The sequence below is a fragment of the Streptomyces graminofaciens genome (assembly GCF_030294945.1).
In the GTDB taxonomy this organism is placed as follows: domain Bacteria; phylum Actinomycetota; class Actinomycetes; order Streptomycetales; family Streptomycetaceae; genus Streptomyces; species Streptomyces graminofaciens.
The window spans coordinates 7,722,501-7,745,206 of sequence record NZ_AP018448.1; the positions used below are offsets into that span (position 1 = coordinate 7,722,501).

A 22,706-nucleotide genomic window follows, 5' to 3' on the forward strand; every position below is an offset into this window, starting at 1 on the left:
CCAATCAAACTCCGTGATAGCTGGTTCTCCCCGAAATGCATTTAGGTGCAGCGTCGTGTGTTTCTTGCCGGAGGTAGAGCACTGGATAGGCGATGGGCCCTACCGGGTTACTGACCTTAGCCAAACTCCGAATGCCGGTAAGTGAGAGCACGGCAGTGAGACTGTGGGGGATAAGCTCCATGGTCGAGAGGGAAACAGCCCAGAGCATCGACTAAGGCCCCTAAGCGTACGCTAAGTGGGAAAGGATGTGGAGTCGCACAGACAACCAGGAGGTTGGCTTAGAAGCAGCCACCCTTGAAAGAGTGCGTAATAGCTCACTGGTCTAGTGATTCCGCGCCGACAATGTAGCGGGGCTCAAGCGTACCGCCGAAGTCGTGTCATTGCGATATATACCCCCAACGGGGATCGTGATGGGTAGGGGAGCGTCGTGTGCCGGGTGAAGCAGCCGCGGAAGCGAGTTGTGGACGGTTCACGAGTGAGAATGCAGGCATGAGTAGCGATACAAACGTGAGAAACGTTTGCGCCGATTGACCAAGGGTTCCTGGGTCAAGCTGATCTGCCCAGGGTAAGTCGGGACCTAAGGCGAGGCCGACAGGCGTAGTCGATGGATAACCGGTTGATATTCCGGTACCCGCTGTGAAGCGTCAAACATTGAACCAGGCGATGCTAAGTCCGTGAAGCCGCCCTGGAGCCTTCGGGCAAAGGGGAGTGGTGGAGCCGACGGACCAGACTTGCAGTAGGTGAGTGATGGGGTGACGCAGGAAGGTAGTCCATCCCGGGCGGTGGTTGTCCCGGGGTAAGGGTGTAGGACGTCAGGTAGGCAAATCCGCCTGACACGTAGTCTGAGACCTGATGCCGAGCCGATTGTGGTGAAGTGGATGATCCTATGCTGTCGAGAAAAGCCTCTAGCGAGTTTCATGGCGGCCCGTACCCTAAACCGACTCAGGTGGTCTGGTAGAGAATACCGAGGCGTTCGGGTGAACTATGGTTAAGGAACTCGGCAAAATGCCCCCGTAACTTCGGGAGAAGGGGGGCCATCACTGGTGAGAGGACTTGCTCCTCGAGCTGGGGGTGGCCGCAGAGACCAGCGAGAAGCGACTGTTTACTAAAAACACAGGTCCGTGCGAAGCCGTAAGGCGATGTATACGGACTGACGCCTGCCCGGTGCTGGAACGTTAAGGGGACCGGTTAGTCACATTTCGGTGTGGCGAAGCTGAGAACTTAAGCGCCAGTAAACGGCGGTGGTAACTATAACCATCCTAAGGTAGCGAAATTCCTTGTCGGGTAAGTTCCGACCTGCACGAATGGCGTAACGACTTCTCGACTGTCTCAACCATAGGCCCGGTGAAATTGCACTACGAGTAAAGATGCTCGTTTCGCGCAGCAGGACGGAAAGACCCCGGGACCTTTACTACAGTTTGATATTGGTGTTCGGTTCGGCTTGTGTAGGATAGCTGGGAGACTGTGAAGCTTGGACGCCAGTTCAGGTGGAGTCGTCGTTGAAATACCAGTCTGGTCGTGCTGGATGTCTAACCCGGGTCCGTGATCCGGATCGGGGACAGTGTCTGATGGGTAGTTTAACTGGGGCGGTTGCCTCCCAAAGGGTAACGGAGGCGCCCAAAGGTTCCCTCAGCCTGGTTGGCAATCAGGTGGTGAGTGTAAGTGCACAAGGGAGCTTGACTGTGAGACCGACGGGTCGAGCAGGGACGAAAGTCGGGACTAGTGATCCGGCGGTGGCTTGTGGAAGCGCCGTCGCTCAACGGATAAAAGGTACCCCGGGGATAACAGGCTGATCTTCCCCAAGAGTCCATATCGACGGGATGGTTTGGCACCTCGATGTCGGCTCGTCGCATCCTGGGGCTGGAGTCGGTCCCAAGGGTTGGGCTGTTCGCCCATTAAAGCGGTACGCGAGCTGGGTTTAGAACGTCGTGAGACAGTTCGGTCCCTATCCGCTGCGCGCGCAGGAATATTGAGAAGGGCTGTCCCTAGTACGAGAGGACCGGGACGGACGAACCTCTGGTGTGCCAGTTGTTCTGCCAAGGGCATGGCTGGTTGGCTACGTTCGGGAGGGATAACCGCTGAAAGCATCTAAGCGGGAAGCCTGCTTCGAGATGAGTATTCCCACCCACTTGATGGGGTAAGGCTCCCAGTAGACGACTGGGTTGATAGGCCAGATATGGAAGCCCAGTAATGGGTGGAGTTGACTGGTACTAATAGGCCGAGGGCTTGTCCTCAGTTGCTCGCGTCCACTGTGTTGGTTCTGAAACCACGAACAACCCCATGCCATGGTCACGGTGTGGTGCGGTTGAGTGTTTCATAGTGTTTCGGTGGTCATAGCGTGAGGGAAACGCCCGGTTACATTCCGAACCCGGAAGCTAAGCCTTACAGCGCCGATGGTACTGCAGGGGGGACCCTGTGGGAGAGTAGGACGCCGCCGAACAAATATTGCGAGAGAACCCCTGCCGGGAAACCGGCGGGGGTTTTCTGCGTTTAGGGTCACGTCATGCGCTATGACCTTGTCATCTTCGACAACGACGGTGTTCTCGTCGACAGTGAGTCGATCTCCAACCGGCTCCTGGCCGGCTATCTGACCGAGCTCGGGCATCCCACCTCGTACGAGGAGTCCATCCGGGACTACATGGGGTCGGCCATGCACCGGGTTCATGAGCTGGTGCTCGAGCGCACGGGGCGGCGGTTGCCCGAGAAGTTCGACGATGTCTTTCACGGGCGAGTGTTCGCCGCGTTCGAGCGGGAGTTGGAACCCGTCGACGGTGTCGTGGACGTACTGCAGAAGCTCGCCGCGGACGGGGTGCCGTACTGCGTGGCCTCATCCGGGAGTCATGAGCGGATCCGGGTGGGGCATCGGACGACCGGGCTCGACCGGTGGTTCGACGAGGGGCGCGTCTTCAGCGCGGAGGATGTGGGGCGAGGGAAGCCGGCGCCTGACTTGTTTCTGTACGCCGCCGAGCGGATGGGAGTGGCTGCCGAGCGGTGTGTGGTGGTCGAGGACAGCCCGCTGGGCGTGCAGGCCGCTGTCGCCGCTGGGATGGATGTGTACGGGTTCACGGCCATGACGCCGGCAGCCAAACTCGGTAAGGCGAGTGGGCACTTCGAGGGCATGCGAGAGCTGGTCAGCCTGCTTAGCTGAGTAATATTCAGCTTCCTCTACCCAGGAGTAGGTTTGAGCCCTACGCTGTGCCGCCATGACAGATGTACTGCGGCGTGGCCGGGCCGCGTTGGCGTTCAGCTTCTTCGCTCAGGGTGTCGCGTTCGCGTTGCTCGTGACGCGGATTCCGGCCATTCAGGACCGGTACGGGGTCTCCGACGGGATGCTCCCGGTCTTTCTCGCCGCCGTACCGGTCCTCGCGGGGGTCGGAAGCGTCTGCACCGAGCACGTGGTCAAGCGGATACCGCCGAGCCGGGTGCTGCGGTGGGCCCAGCCCGTCGTGCTCCTGGCGCTGTTGGGGGTGGGGGCCGGGGACCAGTTGGTGGTGCTCGGGGTCTCGCTCGCCGCTTTCGGGCTGGCCGTCGGGGCGCTCGACGCGTCCATGAACATGCTCGGGGTGAGCCTGCAGCGGTCGTACGGGCGGAGCATCATGCTCGGGTTCCACGCCGTGTACAGCCTCGGGGGGATCGCGGGGGCCTCACTCGCGTGGGTGGGGGCGCACTGGGATCTGGCGCTGTTCGTGTTGTATCTGCCGGTCGTGGTCGTGCTGCTGCCGACCGTGTTCCTGGGGAGCTGGTGGTATGTCGACGCCGGTGACGATGAGGAGAAGGTTGACGCCGTCGCCGGGCAGGTGCCGGGCGGGGGAATCGCCTTCAAGCTGTTGCTGCCGCTGTGCCTGGTGATGTGCTTCGCGTACATCGGGGACTCGACCGTCTCCAACTGGAGTGCGAAGTACCTGGAGGACGTGCTCGGGAGCTCGGACGAGCTCGCGACCGTGCCGTACAACGTCTACATGGTCACCACGCTGCTCGGGCGGTCCATCGGGGACTACGGGGTACGGAGGTTCGGGGCCGCGGCAGTCGTACGGCTGGGGGCGGTGGTGGCGGCGCTCGGGTTCGCCGTGGTGGCGGGTGCGCCCGGGGCCTGGGTGGGGATGGTCGGGTTCACGCTGCTCGGGCTCGGGCTCTGTGTGCTGGTGCCGCAGACCTTCGCGGCGGCAGGGCGGCTCTTTCCCGGGGCTTCGGATGCGGCTGTCGCGCGCTTGAACATCTTCAACTATGTGGGCTTTTTGATCGGTTCCCCGTTGGTGGGGGCGTTGGGGGACGCCTGGAGTTATCGCGGGGCGATGCTTGTGCCGATGGTGTTGGTGCTGGTGACGCTTGTGTACGCCCGGTCGTTCGATGCTCAACCGGACCGATACGGTGTCGGGCATGAGCGGCCGCGCACAGCTGATGTGGGACGAGGCAGTAACGGGCTATGACTTCGGGCCGGACCATCCGATGGATCCGGTCCGGCTGAAGCTGACCCGGAGCCTGGTGAGTGCCTTCGGGCTCGACCGGGAGGTCGACGTCGTCTCGGCGAAGCCGGCCGGGGAGTCCACGCTGCGGCTGGTGCACCGCCAGGACTATGTGGCGGCGGTGAAGGCCGCGTCCGCGGATCCCAAGGGTGCGGCCGGGGAGTACGGGCTGGGGACCGTCGACGATCCGGCTTTCGCTGGGATGCATGAGGTCTCCGCTCTGATCGCCGGGCAGTCCGTGGGGGCCGCCGAGGCCGTCTGGCGGGGGGACGCGCTGCATGCGGTGAACTTCGCGGGTGGGCTGCATCATGCGATGCCCGGGGGTGCGTCGGGGTTCTGTATTTACAACGACGCCTCCATCGCCATCGCCCGGCTGTTGGAGTTGGGGGCCGAGCGGGTCGCGTACGTGGATGTGGACGTACATCACGGGGACGGGGTGCAGGCCGCGTTCTGGGAGGATCCGCGGGTGCTGACGGTCTCGCTGCACGAGCATCCTCGGACGCTGTTTCCGCAGACCGGGTGGCCGGAGGAGACCGGGGCGGAGGGGGCCGAGGGGTCGGCCGTGAATGTGGCGTTGCCCGCGGGGACCGGGGACGCGGGGTGGTTGCGGGCGTTCCACGCGGTGGTGCCCGAGGTGATCGCCGATTTTCGGCCCCAGGTGTTGGTGACTCAGCACGGGGCCGATACGCATTTCGAGGATCCGTTGGCGCATTTGGCGGTGTCGCTGGATGCGCAGCGGGCCGTGCAGGTCGCTCTGCACGACTTGGCGCATGAGTACGCCGATGGGCGGTGGGTCGCGCTGGGTGGGGGCGGGTACGCGGTGGTGGATGTCGTGCCGCGGTCCTGGACGCATCTGGTGGCGATCGCGGCGGGGCGGGAGATCGCGCCGGACAGTGTGATTCCGGAGGAGTGGCGGCAGGAGGTCTTCGCCCGTACGCGGCAGTTGGCGCCGGCGCGGATGACTGATGGGCGGTGGCCTGTGGGGTGGGCCTCGTGGGATGCCGGGTACGACCCTGCGGATCGGGTGGATCAGGCGGTGCTGGCTGCGCGGCGGGCGGTGTTTCCGTTGCGGGGGATGTTGGCGTAGGGGTTTTCGCCCCCGCAGCCCTACCCCGTCCCATCCCCAAGGGGCGTTGTCCCTTCGACCCCGCCCGCTGCGCCTGAGAGCTCGCGGGGCTCGCTACGCCGACCGTGTGGTCTTCCTTCTGTTTTTCCGGAGGGTGTCGCCTTGTCCGTCAGCATCGACTCGTGGTGAGTGTGGTGGGGCTGCGGGAGCATCTCGTGGGGAGTGGGCTGGCGGGGGTGGTCGCCACCACTCGGGAGCGGAGTCTGCGGAGTTATCGGCTGTTCGCTGCTCGGGATCCTCGATTCTTGATCGGCATTGATCCGGAGCGGGCGTGGCGACAGCGGGACTTGATCGATTTGATGGCGGCGAAGTGCGGGGTCTCGGCCGACCCAGGGTGTACGTCCGGGCAGGATGTAATCGATCCTGGGTTGACCGTGGCCGCGCTGGACCGGTTCGCGGAGCGGGTCGAGGCGGTCGCTCGGCGTCGCGGAGCCGTGCTTCTCGGTACCGGGCACCCCCATCGGCTGATCGGCTTCTACGGTGCCCTGGCAGACGCCTTGTCGGCGGCGGGATGTGAGGTTCTCACCCCTGCGATGGGTAGACGTGTCGACATAACGACCCGGTTCGGTCTACGCACGTACAACCTCGACTACGCACGAGGTGTCGCCGTCGTCCGGGAGGCGACCGGGTCACGCCCCGGTTGTGCGACCGGCGTGCACACCCATTCACCCCTCCCCGTTCGGCTCGCTCTGGCGGCCGCCGCGGAGGGTGGTGGACCGCTCCCGGAACTCGTGATCGGGGACCACGGCTGGGTCTGCGGGGCAGGTCAGCTGGGGTTCGAGGCGATCGGGCTGGCGGACACGGACGATCCCGCGCCCTTCGTCGGGGAGGCAGAGGGGCGGGTGTCCGTCGTCGTTCCACTTGATGACGCTGTGCGGTCTGGTTACTACCGACCACTTACCCGCTACGTACTCAATCGAGCGTGTCTGTCCCAGTAGGGTGCCGATGCCTTCCCCTCTTCCCCACTCGCATCACCCGCCCCTACATTGGGGAGTGAGCACGCAACGACGAAGAGTCACCGGAAGGGGAAGCCGGTGGCCGTCGAGTGCGGAAGGTTCAGGTGTGTCATGGCTGCTGATCAGAGGCCTCTGAACGAGGTTCAGTTCCTTACCGTGGCGGAAGTAGCCTCGGTGATGCGAGTGTCGAAGATGACCGTGTACCGGTTGGTGCACAGCGGTCATCTGCCGGCGATCAGGGTGGGCAGGTCCTTCCGGGTGCCGGAGCAAGCGGTGCACGAGTACCTCCGCGAGAGCTATGTGGGGGTGGAGACAGCCTGACGGGACCCCGGAGACGCCTCTCGGGGCGTCTCCGGGACTCCCGGGTTCACCTCGATTACGACCTCAGCGCTCGGGCGGGTAGGCTGGCCCCTCGTAGGTCGTATGGGCCCATGGCGCCCAAACACCGAGTGATGAGAAGTGAGCGAGGGTAGTCGTGGGCTCTGTTATCAAGAAGCGGCGCAAGCGGATGGCTAAGAAGAAGCACCGCAAGCTGCTCAAGCGCACCCGCGTTCAGCGTCGCAACAAGAAGTAAGGCGTTTCGGCCCCTTTTCCGAGGGGCCCGGCCTCCGTCGCGTACGGAGGTCGTACGTCTTGCTTTCTTGTGCGTGAGCTGTTGAGCGTGTGCTGTGGCCCCCCACCTGGACCGGTGGGGGGCCACAGTATTTTCGCCGGTCGGTGATTTCGTCCGTCGGGCGGTCATCACAGTGCAACATCGACCCGCTAACGTGGCCGCACACGGGGAACACGGCAGAGTACGAGCAGAAGTCACGCGTAGGTACGCGTAGGTACGCGGACATGTGCCGACAGCTGGAAGGAAGGCGCTGATCTTGGGCAAGGTCGTGCTCGTGACCGGGGTGGCCCGGCAGCTGGGGGGCCGATTCGTACGACGGATCCAGCGTGACCCGCAGGTCGACCGTGTGATCGCCGTGGACGCGGTGCCACCGGGGCACCATCTGGGTGGCGCGGACTTCGTCCAGGCCGACATCCGCCAGCCCGCCATCGCCCGTGTGCTGGCCGAGTACAACGTCGACACCGTGGTCCACATGGACGTCACCGGCACCCCGCTCGGCAGTGGCAGCCGGGCCTCGGTGAAGGAGACCAACGTCATCGGCACCATGCAGCTGCTCGGTGCCTGCCAGAAATCCCCGGCGGTCAAGCGGCTGGTGGTGAAGTCCAGCACGAACGTGTACGGGTCCGCGCCGCGCGACCCGGCCGTGTTCACCGAGACCACGCCGCCCAAGTCGCTGCCCAGCGGTGGCTTCGCCAAGGACGCGGTGGAGGTCGAGGGGTACGTCCGCGGGTTCGCCCGGCGGCGGCCCGATGTGGCCGTGTGCGTGCTGCGGTTCGCCAACATCCTCGGGCCGAGCGCCGATTCGCCGCTTGCCTCGTACTTCTCGATGCCGGTGCTGCCGACCGTGCTGGGCTACGACCCGCGGCTGCAGTTCGTGCACGAGGACGATGTGATCGAGGTGCTGCGGATCGCCTCGCACGATCCCGAGCGTGGCACGCTCAACAGCGGCACGTTCAATGTCGCGGGCGACGGTGTGCTGCTGCTCTCGCAGTGCGCGCGGCGGCTCGGCCGGCCGACCGTGCCGCTGCTGATGCCGGCGGTCAGCTGGGTCGGCTCGATGGTCCGTACGCTGGGCGTCACCGACTTCTCGCCCGAGCAGCTGCGGCTGCTGACCCACGGGCGGGTCGTGGCGACCAACCAGATGCGCGACACGCTGGGATACCGGGCCAAGTACACGACCGCCGAGACCTTCGAGGACTTCGCGCGCAGCCGGGGGCCGGGTCTGCTGCCCCCGGAGGCCGTCGCGGGGGCCATCGACCGGCTCGCCGCACTGCCCGTGCCCACCCTGCCCGGGGCCGCTCCGGGCGGTGGCCACACCCCGAGCCACACCCCCTGACGCAGAGCGCCGACTAGCGCAACCGAGGAGCGCATCAACGATGGCGGATGCCAAGGTCATTCCGTTCGACGACGACCGGACGCGCGGGGGTGCCGTGCAGCGCTCTCCGCGCCGACGGGGTGCGGGCAGTCGACGCAAGGGCGAGAGCGCGGTCGTACGGGATGGTCATCAGTCCCGTGAATCCGGCGAGGTCCAGGCCCTCCCCGGACGGGCCGGTGGCGCGGATGATGTCCCTGTGACACGGGAGAAGCCGGAGCCGCCCCAAGGGGCCGCCGAGGCACAGGACGGCGGCCTCGAGCAGCGGATCGCAGGTGGCCTCGCGTTCCTGCGCAAACGGCTCACGGGTGACTACGAGGTCGACGACTTCGGCTACGACGCCGAGCTCACCGACCAGGTGCTGATGTCGCTGCTGCGGCCGGTGTACGAGAAGTACTTCCGGGTCGAGGTGAAGGGCATCGAGAACATCCCGGCGGACGGTGGCGCCCTGATCGTCGCCAACCACTCCGGGACGCTGCCGATGGATGGGCTGATGATGCAGGTCGCCGTCCACGACAACCATCCCGCCGGGCGCCATCTGCGGCTGCTGGCGGCGGACCTGGTCTTCATGCTGCCGGTGGTCAACGAGCTGGCGCGCAAGCTCGGGCACACGCTCGCGTGCGCGGAGGACGCGTCGCGGCTGCTGCACCAGGGCGAGCTGGTCGGGGTGATGCCGGAGGGCTTCAAGGGCCTCGGCAAGCCTTTCGGTGACCGCTACAAGCTGCAGCGCTTCGGTCGCGGTGGCTTCGTCTCGACGGCTCTGCGTGCCGGTACGCCGATCATTCCGTGCTCGATCGTGGGCGCGGAGGAGATCTACCCGATGATCGGCAACTCGAAGACGCTGGCCCGGCTGCTGGGCTTCCCGTACTTCCCGATCACCCCGACCTTCCCGTGGCTCGGCCCGCTCGGCGCGGTCCCGCTCCCCACGAAGTGGACCATCCAGTTCGGCGAGCCCATCCCGACGGACGGCTACCCGCCGGAGGCGGCCGAAGACCCGATGCTGATGTTCAACCTGACGGACCAGGTACGGGAGCAGATCCAGCACACGTTGTACAAGTTGTTGGTGCAGCGGCGGTCGGTGTTCTTCTAGCTGCTGGCCACAGACCAGCTGCTGGCCACAGACCACAGACCACGCGATACGACAGTGGGGGCGCCCTTCCCGAAGAAGGGCGCCCCCACTGTCGTACAGGTCTAGTTCGCGTCCTCGCTGTCGATGCCCAGGCCGGGGAGGAGGCCCGGGAAAATCGGGGGCAGGGTGACGTCGGGCTCTTCGGATGGGGTGTTGGTGCCGGCGGACGGGGAGGTGGTGCTCGTGTCGTCCTCGGGTGGGTCGAGCAGGCCGGTGGTGCCGCCGACCAGGCCTTCGCCTTCGCTGTCCGAGGTGGACGGCTTGGGCTTGCCGCTGCTGTGCCGACCGCTGCCGGAGCCGTCGCCGGTGGCGCTGGGGGCCGGGCGGTCGGTGTCCGTGGTGCCGGGGGAGCCGGAGCCAGGGGCGCGGTGCTTGCCGGTGCCTCCCTTGGTGGGGGGTTGTGGCAGCAGCGACTGGAGCGGGGCGACCTCTTCGTCTATGGCGGCGAAGACCGAGGAGACCTCCGCGCTCACGTCCCCGAGCTGCACGGGCAGCCGCTCGCGCAGGGCGCCCCAGGCCTCGCGGTGGGACCGGGAGAAGGCGTCGAGGGCCTGGATGGGGCCGAGGGAATCCGGGTCCCGCTCATAGGCCTCGTGCAGTAGACGGTGGCCTTCGGCCGCGTCGTGCCGCATGCCCGTGAGGGCTCGGCGGATCTCGCCCACGGACTCGTGGTCGAGGTGGCCGCCGCGGTCGCGCTCCATGAGGCGGCGGGCCTCGCTGAGCCGGGTGGATGCCTGGTCCAGATAGAGCTGCCCGCGGTCGCCGTTGTCGTCGGCCAGGGTGAGCTTGACGTCCTCGATGCCGCGCTTGAGGCCGTAGAGCGAGTCACCCGGCAGGGCGTCCGAGCTGGCGGCTGCCACACCGCCGAACGCGCCCGCGGCCACCCCGACGCTGAGCCCGCCCGCGGCGAGTCCCTTCGTCAGTCGTGACCGCGGCCGCAACTTGCCCAATGGGCCCGCCCGGTGCGCGCCGCGCGACCGGGATCGCTGTTCGGGCACCGAAGGGCTCGCAGCCTCGCCTCTCGCGAACGCGCCCTCTTGCAGCATGGCCTCCATCGCGGCCACCAGCTGGGCGCGCTGCACGACCTTGACCTCGGGGTCGAGCTCCGGCTTCGGCAGCTCGCCGAGACCGGAGGCGAGGGTCAACAGGCGCCCTCGCTCGGTCTGTTCGACGGCTGTCGGGGGCGGTGCCGATCCTTCGGGCTGCTCGGCCGCCGTGCTCCGGTCGGACAGCTCCTCCAGGGCCTGGGCGAAGGCGTTCGCCCGCCGGTGCGCCGATACGTTCGCGATCACTGGCGGCACCTCCTCTCGTCATGACGGTCGACTCCCCAGGGGGTCCTGAGGGTTGCACACCCTAGGCGGGTCCACACGATCGAGTGATCGGTGTTGGCCGGGGTGCGACCACAGGGAGCCTGTATCCCGCACAACGAGCGGCGCGGCACTTGGGTTACGGACGGCGGATGATCCGACCGTGAAGTCAACCGACTTGCACGGAGGGTTAGTTGGGGTTGCCGAGCGTAGGCGTTGGGTGTGCGCGGCTCGGGGCGGCCCGATGTGGCTCGTCAGGCCCGCGCGGCCCGTGCGGCGGGTGCGGATCAGCGGGCGTCGTCCGGCAGGAGGCGGGCGAGGGTGCGCACGGCTCGGTACTGGAGGGTCTTGATCGCGCCCTCGTTCTTGCCCATGACGCGGGCGGTCTCGGCGACGGAGAGGCCCTGGAGGAAGCGGAGGGTCACGCACTCCTGCTGCTGGGGGTTGAGCCGTCGTACGGCTTCCAGGAGCGCGGCGTTGGAGAGGGACTCCAGGACGGAGTCCTCGGGGGAGCGCTCGACCTCGTTGGCGTCGAGCATCTCGCCGGTGGTGACCTCGAGGCGGAAGCGGCTGGACTTGAAGTGGTCGGCGACCAGGTTGCGGGCGATCGTGACCAGCCAGGCGCCGAAGTCGCGGCCCTGCCAGGTGAACGTGCCGATGCGGCGCAGGGCGCGCAGGAACGTCTCACTGGTGAGGTCCTCGGCGGTCGCCTTGCCGCCCACGCGGTAGTAGATGTAGCGGTAGACGGTGTCGCTGTACTGGTCGTACAGGCGGCCGAACGCGTCGGCCTCGCCGGCCTGGGCGCGCTCGACCAGGTCCATCATGCGGGCGCTGTCGCTGTCCGCGGCGGGGCGGCGGGTGGTCGTGGCGGTGGAACCGGTCGAGCCGGTCGGGTTGGTGGAGCCGGTCGTGCCGGTGGTGCCGGAGCGGCTGCGTCTTCCGGTCTCCCGGCCGTCGCCCGACCTCCGCCCCCCGACGACAGCGCTCCGGGCCGATCCCCGCTCGATCCCGTCGGCCAGTGCGTAGCACGGGCCGGCCGGAACGGCGGAGGCGGCGAGGGCGGATACGGCGTACGCGGTGGGGACGAAGCCGCGCAATAGGTCGTTGACCGTTGCGCGCAGCGTAGCCAGGCCCGAGGCGTCAACCCCGACGTGTGGGTACACGGGACTCCCAGAGGCAGAGCTTCCATCACGTGCAGTGCGGGACCTTTCACCCGTCGTAGCGACGGAGGGGTACCGGTTTGCGTTTGAGGAGAATAACGCTTCGTGCAGGCACTGCTACACCCAGTTGCTCAAATCATCGATTACGTCGCTTCTGTTACCGATTGACGCCCGCTCAAGTGCCGTTGCGTGACCGGATGTTGATCGAATGGGTTCGTGTTCCGTCTGGGTGGGGGGCGTGTTGTGGCCGGGTGCGTGTGAGGGGACTGGCGGGGGTGATGTGGGGGTAAGGGGGCTGGAATGCGGGTGGGCGGGGGTGCGCGCGCTGCGGGCATGACGAGAACGGGGACTCCGGTCGGAGTCCCCGTTCGTCTGCTGTTCGTCTGTTCGGTGAGGTGCCGGCGTCAGCGTCTGCGGCGGTGCAGCGCGATCGCCGCCGCGGTGCCGCCCGCCACCGCGCCGACGCCCGCCGCCGCGGGGAGGCCGACCTTGGCCGCCTTGCGGGCCGTGCGGTAGTCGCGCAGGCGCCAGTCCATGTCGCGGGCGTGTTTGCGGAGTTTGGTGTCGGGATTGATCGCGTAGGGGTGGCCCACCAGCGAGAGCATGGGGATGTCGTTGTGCGAGTCGCTGTAGGCCGCGCAGCGGGAGAGGTCCAGGGACTCGGCGACGGCCAGGGCCCGTACCGCCTCCGCCTTCGCCGGGCCGTGGAGGGGCTCGCCGACCAGCTTGCCGGTGTAGACGCCGTCCACCGACTCGGCGACCGTGCCCAGTGCGCCGGTCAGGCCCAGGCGGCGGGCGATCACCTGGGCGATCTCCACCGGGGCGGCGGTGACCAGCCACACCTTCTGGCCCGCGTCCAGGTGCGCCTGGGCCAGGGCGCGGGTGCCCGGCCAGATGCGCTCGGCCATGTACTCGTCGTAGATCTCCTCGCCGATCGACATCAGTTCGGCCACGCGGTGGCCCTTGACGATCGAGAGCGCGGAGTCCCTCGCGTCCTGCATGTGCTCGGGGTCCTCGATGCCGGCCAGGCGGAACCACGCCTGCTGCCAGGCGAACCTGGCGAGGTCGCGGGTCTCGAAGAACTTCCGCTTGTACAGGCCCCGGCCGAAGTGGAAGAGGGCAGCGCCTTGCATCACGGTGTTGTCGAGGTCGAAGAAGGCGGCTGCCTTGTCGTCGCCCAACACCGGGAACTGCGGTTCCTCTTCGGCGCCGGAGATCTCTTCCTCGATCTCCTGCGACGACTTGCGCGCTGCCTCCGCAGAGGCCTCGCCTGCCAACACGCTCCGCGCCGTGGCGGAGCGCCTACGGGGAGTGAGCCATCCGAGTGCGGCCATGACGTGAGCATAGCCAGTCTGTTCGGTACTTCCGGAGCCGAGAGGTTCGAAGGGTGTGAACTCTCCACGACCGGGCCGTTAAACGGCCGCTCCCGGGCGTGTGGCGGCGTAGGAGAATGGCCCGCATGAGTCCCCTCTTTCGTCGCGGTGATCGTCGTACGCCCGAGTCGTCGTCCGGGAGTTCTCACGAACGGCTTGTCACACTGATCGGGAAGCCCGGTTGTCATCTGTGTGATGACGCACAGGAGGTGATCGAGAAGGTGTGTGGCGATCTCGGGGTTTCCTGGGAGAAGAAGGACATCACCCAGGACGAGGAACTCCACCGGCTGTACTGGGAACAGATCCCGGTCGTGCTGGTGGACGGCGCCCAGCACACCTTCTGGCGGGTGAACGAGGAACGGCTGCGCAAAGCCCTCTCAGCAAAGCCCTGACGGCAATGCTTTGGATTAAAGCGCTGACCGACCAGTCCAAGTGATCCCGAAAGTCGCTTAGGATCGATGGGCTAGTGGTCTCGGGGGCGGGATTCGTGAGGAGAGTGTGCGGTTTTGCCCCCGTCGAGCAAGGCGTTCAGTGAGGAACGAAGGTACGTGAGTGCCAGTTCCATTCACGCGCGCCGGGAGTGCGTGACCCCGGTCACGTTCGCCGGGCAAATCGGACACCATCTTTGTGCACGCGTTCACAAAGACATAGCCTGCTGTCGACGGGGCGGTCTGGGGACGCATGACCGCCCGCAGCCCCGCTCTACCCGCAGGAGCACCGTGGCAACTGGCCGAACTCACCGACCGGCGACCCGCAGCCGAGGGATTCCCGAGGCCACCGTCGCCAGGCTTCCGTTGTACCTCCGTGCGCTGACCGGGTTGTCGGAGCGCTCGGTGCCCACGGTCTCGTCCGAGGAACTGGCGGCCGCCGCGGGGGTCAACTCCGCGAAGCTGCGCAAGGACTTCTCGTACCTGGGTTCTTACGGAACGCGCGGAGTCGGCTACGACGTCGAGTATCTCGTCTATCAGATCTCGCGTGAGCTGGGCCTCACCCAGGACTGGCCGGTCGTGATCGTCGGAATCGGTAACCTCGGCGCCGCGCTCGCCAATTACGGCGGGTTCGCCTCCCGTGGATTCCGGGTCGCCGCCTTGATCGACGCCGATCCGGCGATGGCCGGGAAGCCGGTCGCGGGTATTCCGGTGCAGCACAGTGACGAGCTGGAAAAGATCATTGAGGACAACGGCGTATCGATCGGCGTGATCGCCACCCCCGCCGGTGCCGCCCAGCCCGTCTGTGATCGGCTGGTGGCCGCCGGGGTCACGTCCATTCTGAACTTCGCGCCCACCGTTCTCTCCGTGCCGGACGGTGTCGACGTACGCAAGGTGGATCTCTCGATCGAGCTGCAGATCCTCGCCTTCCACGAGCAGCGCAAGGCCGGCGAGGAGGCCGCAGCCGAGTCCGCGGCCGTGCTGAGGGCTCCCAAGGAGTCCGAGAAAGGGCCCGACGGGGATGTCCCCGCCGTGATGCCGGCATGAGTCTCCTCGTCGTCGGGCTGAGCCACCGCAGCGCTCCGGTGAGCGTGCTGGAGCGGGCCGCGCTGTCCCTGGACGCGCAGGTCAAGTTGCTCCAGGACACGGTCGCCGCCGAGCCGGCCACCGAGGCCGCCGTCCTCGCCACCTGCAACCGCATCGAGCTCTACGCGGACGTGGACAAGTTCCACGCCGGTGTCGCCGAGCTGTCCATCCTGCTCGCCCAGCACAGCGGGGTCGGGCTCGACGAGCTGACGCCGTATCTGTACGTGCACTACGAGGACCGGGCCGTCCACCACCTCTTCTCGGTGGCCTGCGGGCTCGACTCCATGGTCGTCGGCGAGGGGCAGATCCTCGGGCAGATCAAGGACTCGCTGGCCCGGGCGCAGGAGCTGCACACCGCCGGGCGGCTGCTGAACGACCTGTTCCAGCAGGGGCTGCGGGTCGGCAAGCGTGCCCACTCCGAGACCGGGATCGACCGGGCCGGGCAGTCGCTGGTGACCTTCGGGCTCGAGCAGTTCACCGCCGGGCGCGAGGTCGAGAGCTGGGCCCGGGGCAGACGGGCCGTGGTGCTCGGCGCCGGGTCGATGTCGTCGCTGGCCGCCGCCACGCTCGCGCGGGCCGGTGTCGCCGAGATCGTCATCGCCAACCGGACGTACGACCGTGCCGAGCGTCTCGCGCAGATCCTCACCGAGCAGGACGGGACGGACGTGCTGGCCCGCGCGGTACCGATGGAATCGGTGCCCTCCGAGCTGGCACGTGCCGATGTCGCCATCTCCTGTACCGGCGCGACGGGCCTGGTGCTGACCGCCGAGACGGTCGCGGCGGCGGTCGAGGGCCGGGTGCCCGAGGGCGCGGCCGTACAGGAAGGTCGTACGGATGTGCGTACGGCCCTGTCGTCCACCTCCGGCGTCGGCACCGACGAGAACTGTCCGCTCGACCTCCCCGCCGTACAGGGCGGGGGCTTCTCCGTGCTCGGGGAGGCCGCGGTGGCCGGGATGGACGCGGCCACGCTGGAGCAGCACGCGGCCTGGGTCGACAACGCCACGGTCGACATCCGTGACAGGCGGCGCACTCCCGCCACCGATGCCGAGCTGATCGCCCTGCTCGCCGCGACCGTGGCCGTCACCGGGCGGATCACCGAACTGCGCAGGCCGGAGCCCGCCGTCGAGCTGCCCCGGCCGGAGCCCGTGCTGGCGCTGCTGGACCTGGCGATGCCCCGGGACGTCGACGCGGCCGTGCACCGGCTGGCCGGCGTGCGGCTGGTCGACATCGAGTCGCTGGCCGAGGCTTCCGCGGACGCGCCGATGGCGGCCGATGTGGACATGGTGCGGCGGATCGTCTCCGACGAGGTGGCCGCCTTCGGCGCTGCTCAGCGGGCCGCGCACATCACGCCGACCGTCGTGGCGCTGCGGACCATGGCCGCCGATGTCGTCGCGAGCGAGATCGCGAGGCTCGAAGGGCGGCTGCCCGGCCTCGACGACAAGCACCGGGGCGAGATCACCCAGACCGTGCGGCGCGTCGTCGACAAGCTGTTGCACGCGCCGACCGTACGGGTCAAGCAGCTCGCGGCCGAGCCCGGCGGCGCCGGGTACGCGGACGCGCTGCGGACCCTGTTCGACCTGGACCCGGAGACGGTGGCCGCCGTCTCCCGGGCCGAGGACAGCAACGAGACCCTGCAGAACGCCGAGAACCGAGGGCGATCATGAGTGAGCAACCACTGAGGCTCGGGACAAGGCGTAGCAAACTCGCCATGGCCCAGTCCGGACAGGTGGCGGACGCCGTCCGCCAAGTGACCGGACGGGCCGTCGAACTCGTGGAGATCACGACGTACGGCGATGTCTCCCGCGAGCATCTGGCCCAGATCGGCGGCACGGGTGTCTTCGTGACCGCGCTGCGCGAGGCGCTGCTGCGCGGCGAGGTCGACTTCGCCGTGCACTCGCTCAAGGACCTGCCGACCGCGCAGCCCGACGACCTGGCGCTGGCGGCCGTACCGCCGCGCGAGGACGCGCGGGACGTGCTGGTGGCCCGGGACGGGCTGACCTTCGAGCAGCTGCCCGACGGCGCCCGCGTCGGCACGGGCTCGCCGCGGCGGATGGCCCAGCTGAACGCGTACGCGCGCTGCCACGGGCTGACCGTCGAGACGGTCCCGATCCGCGGGAACGTGGACACCCGGATCGGATATGTGCGGAAGGGTGAGCTGGACGCCGTCGTTCTGGCCGCCGCCGGACTGAACCGGATCGGGCGCAGTGAAGAAGTGACCGATTTCCTTTCGGTCGACACCGTTCTGCCCGCCCCCGGCCAGGGGGCACTGGCGATCGAATGCAGGGCGGGGCACACTGCCCAGGACACTGCGTTGATCGCCGCGCTCGCCGAGCTCGACGACCCGTACACCCGGGCCGCCGTGACCGCCGAGCGGTCCCTTCTCGCCGCCCTGGAGGCCGGCTGCAGCGCACCTGTGGGTGCGTACGCCGACCTGCTGGCCGACGGGCAGATTGTCAAGGAAATGCGCCTGCGCGGCGTCGTCGGCACCACCGACGGCTCGACGCTGGTACAGCTGTCCACCACCGGTCCCGTGCCCGAGACGTACGACCAAGCAATGGCGCTCGGCCGTGAACTCGCCGCCGAGATGCTCGCTAAGGGCGCGGCCGGTCTGATGGGGGAGCGAGCACATTGAGCCCCACCACCCTTCCCGCCGGTCCGGACCACGGTCACGTCACCTTCCTCGGTGCCGGACCCGGGGATCCGGGACTGCTGACACTGCGCGCCGTGGAGGCGCTGGCGAACGCGGACGTCCTCGTCGCCGAGCACGATGTGCTCGACGTGGTGCGTACGCATGCCCGCGCCGGGGTCGCCGTACTGGGCACGGATCGCGAGCACGACCTGTCGCCTCCGTCGCCCCTGGCTTCCGCCTCGACGACATCCACGTCCGCGTCTTCTTCTGTGGATACGTTCTCGGGTGCGGGCGCACCTCAGCTAACGGTTGTTGACGGGGCGTCAACGACCGGTGGTGCACCCGCTGTGCACGATGCCGCACATCTTGTCATGGAGGCCGCGCGGGGCGGCAAGCGGGTCGTCCGTGCGGTGTCCGGGGACCCTGGCCTCGACACTTACGCCACCGAGGAGATGTTGGCGTGCGCCGCCGCGGGCGTGCCCTTCGAAGTCGTGCCCGGTGTCGCGACGGCCGTGGGCGTCCCCGCGTACGCCGGTGTGCCGCTGCGGGACGCGCAGGGCGCCGACGTACGGTTCGTCGACGCGCGCACGGCGTCCGACCGTTGCTGGACCGAGGTCGGCGTGTCGGACGGGACCGTCGTGGTCTCGGCGACGCTGGAGACCGTGGCCGCAGCGGCCGGGGAGCTGGTGGCCGCCGGCCGTAAGCCCGATACGCCGATGACCGTGACGGTCGGCGGTACGACGACGCGGCAGCGGACCTGGGCCGCGACGCTCGGCACGATCGCGCAGACCCTGAAGCAGGCCAAGGTGCTGCCCTCGCCGGAGGGCGGGCGGCCGGTGATAGCCGTGGTCGGTGAGCGTTCCGCCGCCGCTCAGCGTGAGCAGCTCTCGTGGTTCGAGAACAAGCCGCTCTTCGGGTGGCGTGTGCTGGTGCCGCGCACGAAGGAGCAGGCGGCCTCGCTCTCCGACCAACTGCGGTCCTACGGAGCCGTGCCGCACGAGGTGCCGACCATCGCCGTCGAGCCGCCGCGGACGCCGCAGCAGATGGAGCGGGCGGTCAAGGGGCTGGTGACCGGGCGGTACGAGTGGATCGCCTTCACGTCGGTGAACGCGGTCAAGGCCGTGCGGGAGAAGTTCGAGGAGTACGGGCTCGATGCCCGTGCGTTCGCCGGGATCAAGGTCGCGGCGGTGGGGGAGCAGACGGCGAAGGCGCTGGTCGCGTTCGGTGTGAAGCCGGATCTGGTGCCGAGCGGTGAGCAGTCGGCGGCTGGGCTGCTGGAGGACTGGCCGCCCTACGACCCCGTCTTCGACCCGATCGACCGGGTGTTCCTGCCTCGGGCCGACATCGCCACCGAGACGCTGGTCGCCGGGCTGATCGAGCTCGGGTGGGAGGTCGACGACGTCACGGCGTACCGGACCGTGCGGGCGTCGCCGCCGCCGGCGGAGACCCGGGAGGCGATCAAGGGCGGTGGGTTCGACGCTGTTCTGTTCACGTCGTCTTCCACCGTGCGGAATCTGGTGGGTATCGCCGGCAAGCCGCACAACGTGACGGTGATCGCCTGTATCGGGCCCGCTACGGCGAAGACCGCGGAGGAGCATGGGCTGCGGGTGGATGTGATGGCTCCCGAGCCGTCCGTGCACAAGCTGGCCGAGGCGCTGGCGGACTTCGGGCTGCGGCGGCGGGCGGCTGCGGTGGAGGCCGGGGATCCGGTTACTCGGCCGAGCGAGCGGAGGCCGGGGGCGCGTAGGAGGCGGTCCACGACCTGAGGGCCCGCATGGGGTAAGTGGGAGAACGGCGTGAGGTGTTCGTGACACCTCGCGCCGTTTTTCGTACGGGGCCGACCGGCGGGACGTTGCGGGCTCTCTCGTCGTGGTCGATCGCGCGGTTCCCCGCGCTCCTTGCGGGACTCGTCCGACGCCGCGTCGGTAAAGGGGCCCCTGGCGCGGGCGTAGCTTAGGTGTATGTCGACGTACGGATCCTTCCCCGGTACGCGGCCGCGGCGGCTGCGTGTCTCTCCTGCTATGCGGCGCATGGTCGCCGAGACCCGGCTGCACCCGGCCGACTTCATCCTGCCCGCGTTCGTGCGGGAGGGAGTGAGTGAGCCGGTGCCGATCGCCGCCATGCCGGGCGTGGTGCAGCACACCCGGGACAGTCTCAAGAAGGCCGCCGTGGAGGCCGTCGAGGCCGGGGTGTCCGGGATCATGCTGTTCGGGGTGCCGGAGGAGGCCAAGAAGGACGCTCTCGGGACGCCGGGTACCGATCCGGACGGGATTCTGCAGGTCGCCCTTCGGGATGTGCGCGCCGAGGTCGGGGACGAGCTGCTCGTCATGTCCGACCTCTGTCTCGACGAGACCACCGATCATGGGCATTGCGGGGTGCTCGACGAGCAGGGGCGTGTGGACAATGACGCGACCCTGGAGCGGTATGCCGAGATGGCTCAGGTGCAGGCCGACGCCGGTGCGCATGTAGTCGGGCCCAGCGGGATGATGGACGGGCAGATCGGGGTCGTCCGGGACGCGCTCGATCAGATCGGGCGCGAGGACGTGGCCATCCTCGCCTACACCGCCAAGTACGCCTCCGCCTTCTACGGGCCTTTCCGTGAGGCTGTCGCCTCGTCGCTCGAGGGGGACCGGAAGACCTATCAGCAGGACCCGGCCAACGTCCGGGAGTCCCTGCGCGAGCTCGCCCTCGATCTGGCGGAGGGCGCCGACATGGTGATGGTCAAGCCCGCCGGTCCCTACCTCGACATCCTGGCGCGGGTCGCCGACTCGGTGGACGTGCCCGTCGCCGCGTACCAGATCTCCGGTGAGTACTCGATGGTCGAGGCCGCCGCCGAGAAGGGGTGGATCGACCGGGAGCGGGCGATCCTGGAGACGCTGACCGGCATCAAGCGGGCCGGGGCGCGGAACATCCTCACGTACTGGGCCGTCGAGGCCGCGCGGATGGTGCGCTGAGGCCGGCCGGCCGGGCCCACCCGACCAACCCCACCTAGCGGGGCGCCTGCCGCGGCGAGGGCGAGATCGTCGTCGACTTCGACGACGGGCCCTCGTCGCGCAGGCCCTCTCCGTTTCTGCATGCCGTGAGGGTGAGTGCCGTCAGGGCGATGAGGACGGCCGAGATGAGGCGGGTGGGCATGGGTGGCCTTTCGATGCCGTTGGGGCGGATCGTTGGCCACAGCTTGGGCGGTGAGTGGTCCCGTACGCCATGGATCTCGGGGGATGTGGGACGCCGATGCGGTGGGATGGGTGTTGACCTGCGCAAACGGCGTCCCAGGTGTGGACGGTACGGGACGGTCGGGAGCGGCGTGGGACCCGGCTCACTGGATCGGTGAGTCGGGCGGGGGGAGTTGGATGGTGCGGTCCCGGTCGACGGAGTCGACGCCGTCGATCGCCTGGAGGGTCGGGATCCGGTCCTCGGCGACTGTTCCCGAGAGTGTTCCTACGATCGGCTGTTCGGCCGTGACCTCCAGCCCGGCCCTGCGCAGTGCCTCTACGACTTCCGCGAACCGGTCGGGGTCGACCGAGAGGATGACCCCGACCGGCTCGGATGCGGATGACTCGCTCACGGGGCCTGGAGGATGCCCGCGCCGACGTCCCTGACCGGCTGTGTCATCGGGAACGCACTGGCCTTCAGCGTGGCCATGAGCTGGGCAGCGGTGGCGCTCGGGTTCGCCTGGGCGAGCAGTGCGATGACACCCGCGACGTGCGGGGTGGCCATGCTGGTGCCGCTCAGGACGCGGTACCCGTTGCCGGGGGCGGCCGAGTGCACGTCCCTGCCGGGCGCGGCGATGTTGATCTCGCCGCCCTGGTCGTTGATGCCGCCGTTGGAGAAGAACGACGGGTTGAGCGCCTTGTCCAGCGACGCCACCGCGAGGATGGAGGGGCAGTTCGCGGGTCGGCTGACCGGGACGACGGAGCCCGGGCGCATGCTGTCGTTGCCCGCGGCGGCGACGATCACCGTCCCGAGCTGAAGCGCGCGCTTGGCCAGGTTCTCGTACGTCTGCGGGAAGAGCTCACCCGGCCGGACCCGGGCGCCGAGCGACATGGAGATCACCTTCGCGCCGCTGGCGATGGCCCAGGCCATGCCCGCCAGGATCTGGCCGTCGCTGCCGCTGCCCGCGTTGTTGAGCACCTTGGCCGCGAGGATCTGCGCTTCGGGCGCCACACCGTAGCGAGGGCCCTGCCTGGGCTTGGCCGAACCGGCGGCGGTGCCGATGCAGTGCGTGCCGTGGCCGTTGCCGTCCTGGACAGCCTCGCCCGGTACGAAGGAGGCCGTCGCCGTGATCCGTCCGGCGAAGTCCGCGTGACTGGTGTCCACGCCGGTGTCGAGGACAGCGATCTTCACACCCTTGCCGGTCAGGGCGGACAGGTTGGCCCGAATCGCCTGGAGGCCCCAGGTCCAGGCCTTCTCGTGCCAGGCGGGGCCCTGGCCGATGGCGATCTCGGCCTCGGTGTGGCGGCTGACCACGTCCTCGTCGCTGCGGTAGGACGGGAAGAACTCGGTGGGCGCCTGGTGCGGGGCGGTGATCGGCATGGCGTAGACCATGCGCTCCGGCTCGGCGGCGATGATCGAGGACTCCGCCTCGGCCGTGGTCACCAGCGCGTGGCGCTGGTCGGGCCGCACCTCGACGACGGCGGCGGCGAGGTCCTCGAAGAGCACCGATACGTCAGGGCGCTCCAGGAGTTCGGTGATGTTCTCGATGTCGGTACCGCGGACACGTTCGACAGACGCGATGTCGGCGTTGGCACGCAGTGCGTTCAGGCCGCTCTCCTGGTTGCTCGGGTCGAGCAGGACCACGTACCGACCGGTGTACTCCGAGTTTTGACCCGTGAGGGGGCCACTGGGCCGGTCGGGCTGCTCGCCGTAGGCACGCCTGTCCATGGGTCCGTTCGCCATTGAATTTCCTGCTTTCTCTGTGCTTCCCCCGAGGGTCAGTGGACTTCGCGTCGACGCGTGGCGCCGTCACCGACTGGGTGCGGCGCCTCGAACACCGTCGCACTGTGTGTGGGTACCTGCAACACAGAGCAACCAGCGGTGGAGGCGTGCGGGGCCGCCGGTGTCCCC

20 protein-coding genes and 2 rRNA genes (1 of these 22 only partly in view) are annotated in these 22,706 nt (G+C 68.1%); 16 read left to right on the plus strand and 6 right to left on the minus strand.

Annotated elements, in window-relative coordinates:
- The 10 genes from SGFS_RS33870 to SGFS_RS33915 all read left to right on the plus strand — a co-directional run.
- Positions 1-2,234, plus strand: a 23S ribosomal RNA gene (locus SGFS_RS33870); it begins 890 nt to the left of the window's first position.
- Between the two features lie 89 nt (positions 2,235-2,323).
- Positions 2,324-2,440, plus strand: a 5S ribosomal RNA gene (gene rrf, locus SGFS_RS33875).
- 63 nt (positions 2,441-2,503) lie between these two features.
- Entirely contained in the window at positions 2,504-3,148 is a 645-nt protein-coding gene (locus SGFS_RS33880; RefSeq protein WP_286255932.1) for an HAD family hydrolase, read from the plus strand.
- Positions 3,149-3,203: 55 nt separating this feature from the next.
- Positions 3,204-4,427, plus strand: a complete 1,224-nt coding sequence (locus tag SGFS_RS33885; RefSeq protein ID WP_286255934.1) for an MFS transporter — start codon at positions 3,204-3,206, stop codon at positions 4,425-4,427.
- Positions 4,378-5,550 (plus strand): acetoin utilization protein AcuC, encoded by a 1,173-nt coding sequence (locus tag SGFS_RS33890; protein WP_286260202.1) that lies wholly within the window; start codon positions 4,378-4,380, stop codon positions 5,548-5,550. Before SGFS_RS33885 ends, SGFS_RS33890 begins: the two co-directional genes overlap by 50 nt.
- Before the next feature lie 161 nt (positions 5,551-5,711).
- Positions 5,712-6,527: a phosphatase gene (locus SGFS_RS33895; RefSeq protein WP_286255935.1), complete on the plus strand. Its 816-nt coding sequence runs from the start codon at positions 5,712-5,714 to the stop codon at positions 6,525-6,527.
- Between the two features lie 129 nt (positions 6,528-6,656).
- Positions 6,657-6,866 carry a helix-turn-helix domain-containing protein gene (locus SGFS_RS33900; protein WP_286255936.1) on the plus strand — a complete coding sequence of 70 codons (210 nt, stop codon included), beginning with the start codon at positions 6,657-6,659 and terminating at the stop codon, positions 6,864-6,866.
- A 154-nt stretch (positions 6,867-7,020) separates the two neighbouring features.
- Positions 7,021-7,119 carry a 30S ribosomal protein bS22 gene (locus SGFS_RS33905; RefSeq protein ID WP_003948845.1) on the plus strand — a complete coding sequence of 33 codons (99 nt, stop codon included), beginning with the start codon at positions 7,021-7,023 and terminating at the stop codon, positions 7,117-7,119.
- A gap of 295 nt (positions 7,120-7,414) precedes the next feature.
- Positions 7,415-8,494: an NAD-dependent epimerase/dehydratase family protein gene (locus SGFS_RS33910; protein ID WP_286255937.1), complete on the plus strand. Its 1,080-nt coding sequence runs from the start codon at positions 7,415-7,417 to the stop codon at positions 8,492-8,494.
- Between the two features lie 40 nt (positions 8,495-8,534).
- Positions 8,535-9,620, plus strand: coding sequence for a lysophospholipid acyltransferase family protein (locus SGFS_RS33915; protein ID WP_286255939.1), 1,086 nt, complete (start codon positions 8,535-8,537; stop codon positions 9,618-9,620).
- 101 nt (positions 9,621-9,721) lie between these two features.
- On the opposite strand, the gene SGFS_RS33920 is transcribed toward SGFS_RS33915, so the two are convergent.
- From SGFS_RS33920 to SGFS_RS33930, 3 genes are all read right to left on the minus strand, one after another.
- Positions 9,722-10,951 carry a DUF5667 domain-containing protein gene (locus tag SGFS_RS33920; RefSeq protein WP_286255940.1) on the minus strand — a complete coding sequence of 410 codons (1,230 nt, stop codon included), beginning with the start codon at positions 10,949-10,951 and terminating at the stop codon, positions 9,722-9,724.
- A 302-nt stretch (positions 10,952-11,253) separates the two neighbouring features.
- Positions 11,254-12,129: an ECF subfamily RNA polymerase sigma factor, BldN family gene (locus SGFS_RS33925; protein ID WP_286255941.1), complete on the minus strand. Its 876-nt coding sequence runs from the start codon at positions 12,127-12,129 to the stop codon at positions 11,254-11,256.
- Positions 12,130-12,530: 401 nt separating this feature from the next.
- Positions 12,531-13,460, minus strand: a complete 930-nt coding sequence (locus tag SGFS_RS33930) for an HAD family hydrolase (protein WP_286255942.1) — start codon at positions 13,458-13,460, stop codon at positions 12,531-12,533.
- A gap of 116 nt (positions 13,461-13,576) precedes the next feature.
- Here SGFS_RS33930 and SGFS_RS33935 point away from each other — a divergent pair, with 116 nt between their 5' ends.
- From SGFS_RS33935 to hemB, 6 genes are all read left to right on the plus strand, one after another.
- Entirely contained in the window at positions 13,577-13,891 is a 315-nt protein-coding gene (locus SGFS_RS33935) for a glutaredoxin family protein (protein WP_286255944.1), read from the plus strand.
- Positions 13,892-14,218: 327 nt separating this feature from the next.
- Positions 14,219-14,974 carry a redox-sensing transcriptional repressor Rex gene (locus SGFS_RS33940; protein ID WP_286255945.1) on the plus strand — a complete coding sequence of 252 codons (756 nt, stop codon included), beginning with the start codon at positions 14,219-14,221 and terminating at the stop codon, positions 14,972-14,974.
- The gene (locus SGFS_RS33945; RefSeq protein WP_286255946.1) at positions 14,971-16,677 is read left to right on the plus strand and encodes a glutamyl-tRNA reductase; all 1,707 of its coding nucleotides are present in this window, start codon (positions 14,971-14,973) and stop codon (positions 16,675-16,677) included. Before SGFS_RS33940 ends, SGFS_RS33945 begins: the two co-directional genes overlap by 4 nt.
- Positions 16,674-17,645, plus strand: coding sequence for a hydroxymethylbilane synthase (gene hemC, locus SGFS_RS33950; protein WP_286255949.1), 972 nt, complete (start codon positions 16,674-16,676; stop codon positions 17,643-17,645). Before SGFS_RS33945 ends, hemC begins: the two co-directional genes overlap by 4 nt.
- Entirely contained in the window at positions 17,642-19,408 is a 1,767-nt protein-coding gene (locus SGFS_RS33955; RefSeq protein ID WP_286255951.1) for a bifunctional uroporphyrinogen-III C-methyltransferase/uroporphyrinogen-III synthase, read from the plus strand. The genes hemC and SGFS_RS33955 overlap by 4 nt, the downstream gene beginning before the upstream one ends.
- 195 nt (positions 19,409-19,603) lie before the next feature.
- Positions 19,604-20,596 carry a porphobilinogen synthase gene (gene hemB / locus SGFS_RS33960; protein WP_286255954.1) on the plus strand — a complete coding sequence of 331 codons (993 nt, stop codon included), beginning with the start codon at positions 19,604-19,606 and terminating at the stop codon, positions 20,594-20,596.
- Positions 20,597-20,630: 34 nt separating this feature from the next.
- On the opposite strand, the gene SGFS_RS33965 is transcribed toward hemB, so the two are convergent.
- The 3 genes from SGFS_RS33965 to SGFS_RS33975 form a co-directional block, all read right to left on the minus strand.
- A complete protein-coding gene (locus tag SGFS_RS33965; RefSeq protein ID WP_286255956.1) occupies positions 20,631-20,777 on the minus strand; it encodes a hypothetical protein in 147 nt (48 codons plus the stop codon).
- 181 nt (positions 20,778-20,958) lie between these two features.
- Positions 20,959-21,207 (minus strand): hypothetical protein, encoded by a 249-nt coding sequence (locus SGFS_RS33970; protein WP_286255957.1) that lies wholly within the window; start codon positions 21,205-21,207, stop codon positions 20,959-20,961.
- On the minus strand, positions 21,204-22,538 hold the full coding sequence (locus SGFS_RS33975; protein WP_286255959.1) for a S8 family peptidase: 1,335 nt from the start codon (positions 22,536-22,538) through the stop codon (positions 21,204-21,206). The genes SGFS_RS33970 and SGFS_RS33975 overlap by 4 nt, the downstream gene beginning before the upstream one ends.
- Positions 22,539-22,706: the final 168 nt, after the last annotated feature.

Coding starts and splice junctions, on each gene's coding strand:
- SGFS_RS33880 (WP_286255932.1), top strand. CDS start 2,504: ATGCGCTATGACCTTGTCATCTTCGACAACGACGGTGTTCTCGTCGAC.
- SGFS_RS33885 (WP_286255934.1), top strand. CDS start 3,204: ATGACAGATGTACTGCGGCGTGGCCGGGCCGCGTTGGCGTTCAGCTTC.
- SGFS_RS33890 (WP_286260202.1), top strand. CDS start 4,378: ATGAGCGGCCGCGCACAGCTGATGTGGGACGAGGCAGTAACGGGCTAT.
- SGFS_RS33900 (WP_286255936.1), top strand. CDS start 6,657: ATGGCTGCTGATCAGAGGCCTCTGAACGAGGTTCAGTTCCTTACCGTG.
- SGFS_RS33915 (WP_286255939.1), top strand. CDS start 8,535: ATGGCGGATGCCAAGGTCATTCCGTTCGACGACGACCGGACGCGCGGG.
- SGFS_RS33930 (WP_286255942.1), bottom strand. CDS start 13,460: ATGGCCGCACTCGGATGGCTCACTCCCCGTAGGCGCTCCGCCACGGCG.
- SGFS_RS33935 (WP_286255944.1), top strand. CDS start 13,577: ATGGCCCGCATGAGTCCCCTCTTTCGTCGCGGTGATCGTCGTACGCCC.
- SGFS_RS33945 (WP_286255946.1), top strand. CDS start 14,971: ATGAGTCTCCTCGTCGTCGGGCTGAGCCACCGCAGCGCTCCGGTGAGC.
- hemC (WP_286255949.1), top strand. CDS start 16,674: ATGAGTGAGCAACCACTGAGGCTCGGGACAAGGCGTAGCAAACTCGCC.
- hemB (WP_286255954.1), top strand. CDS start 19,604: ATGTCGACGTACGGATCCTTCCCCGGTACGCGGCCGCGGCGGCTGCGT.
- SGFS_RS33965 (WP_286255956.1), bottom strand. CDS start 20,777: ATGCCCACCCGCCTCATCTCGGCCGTCCTCATCGCCCTGACGGCACTC.
- SGFS_RS33975 (WP_286255959.1), bottom strand. CDS start 22,538: ATGGCGAACGGACCCATGGACAGGCGTGCCTACGGCGAGCAGCCCGAC.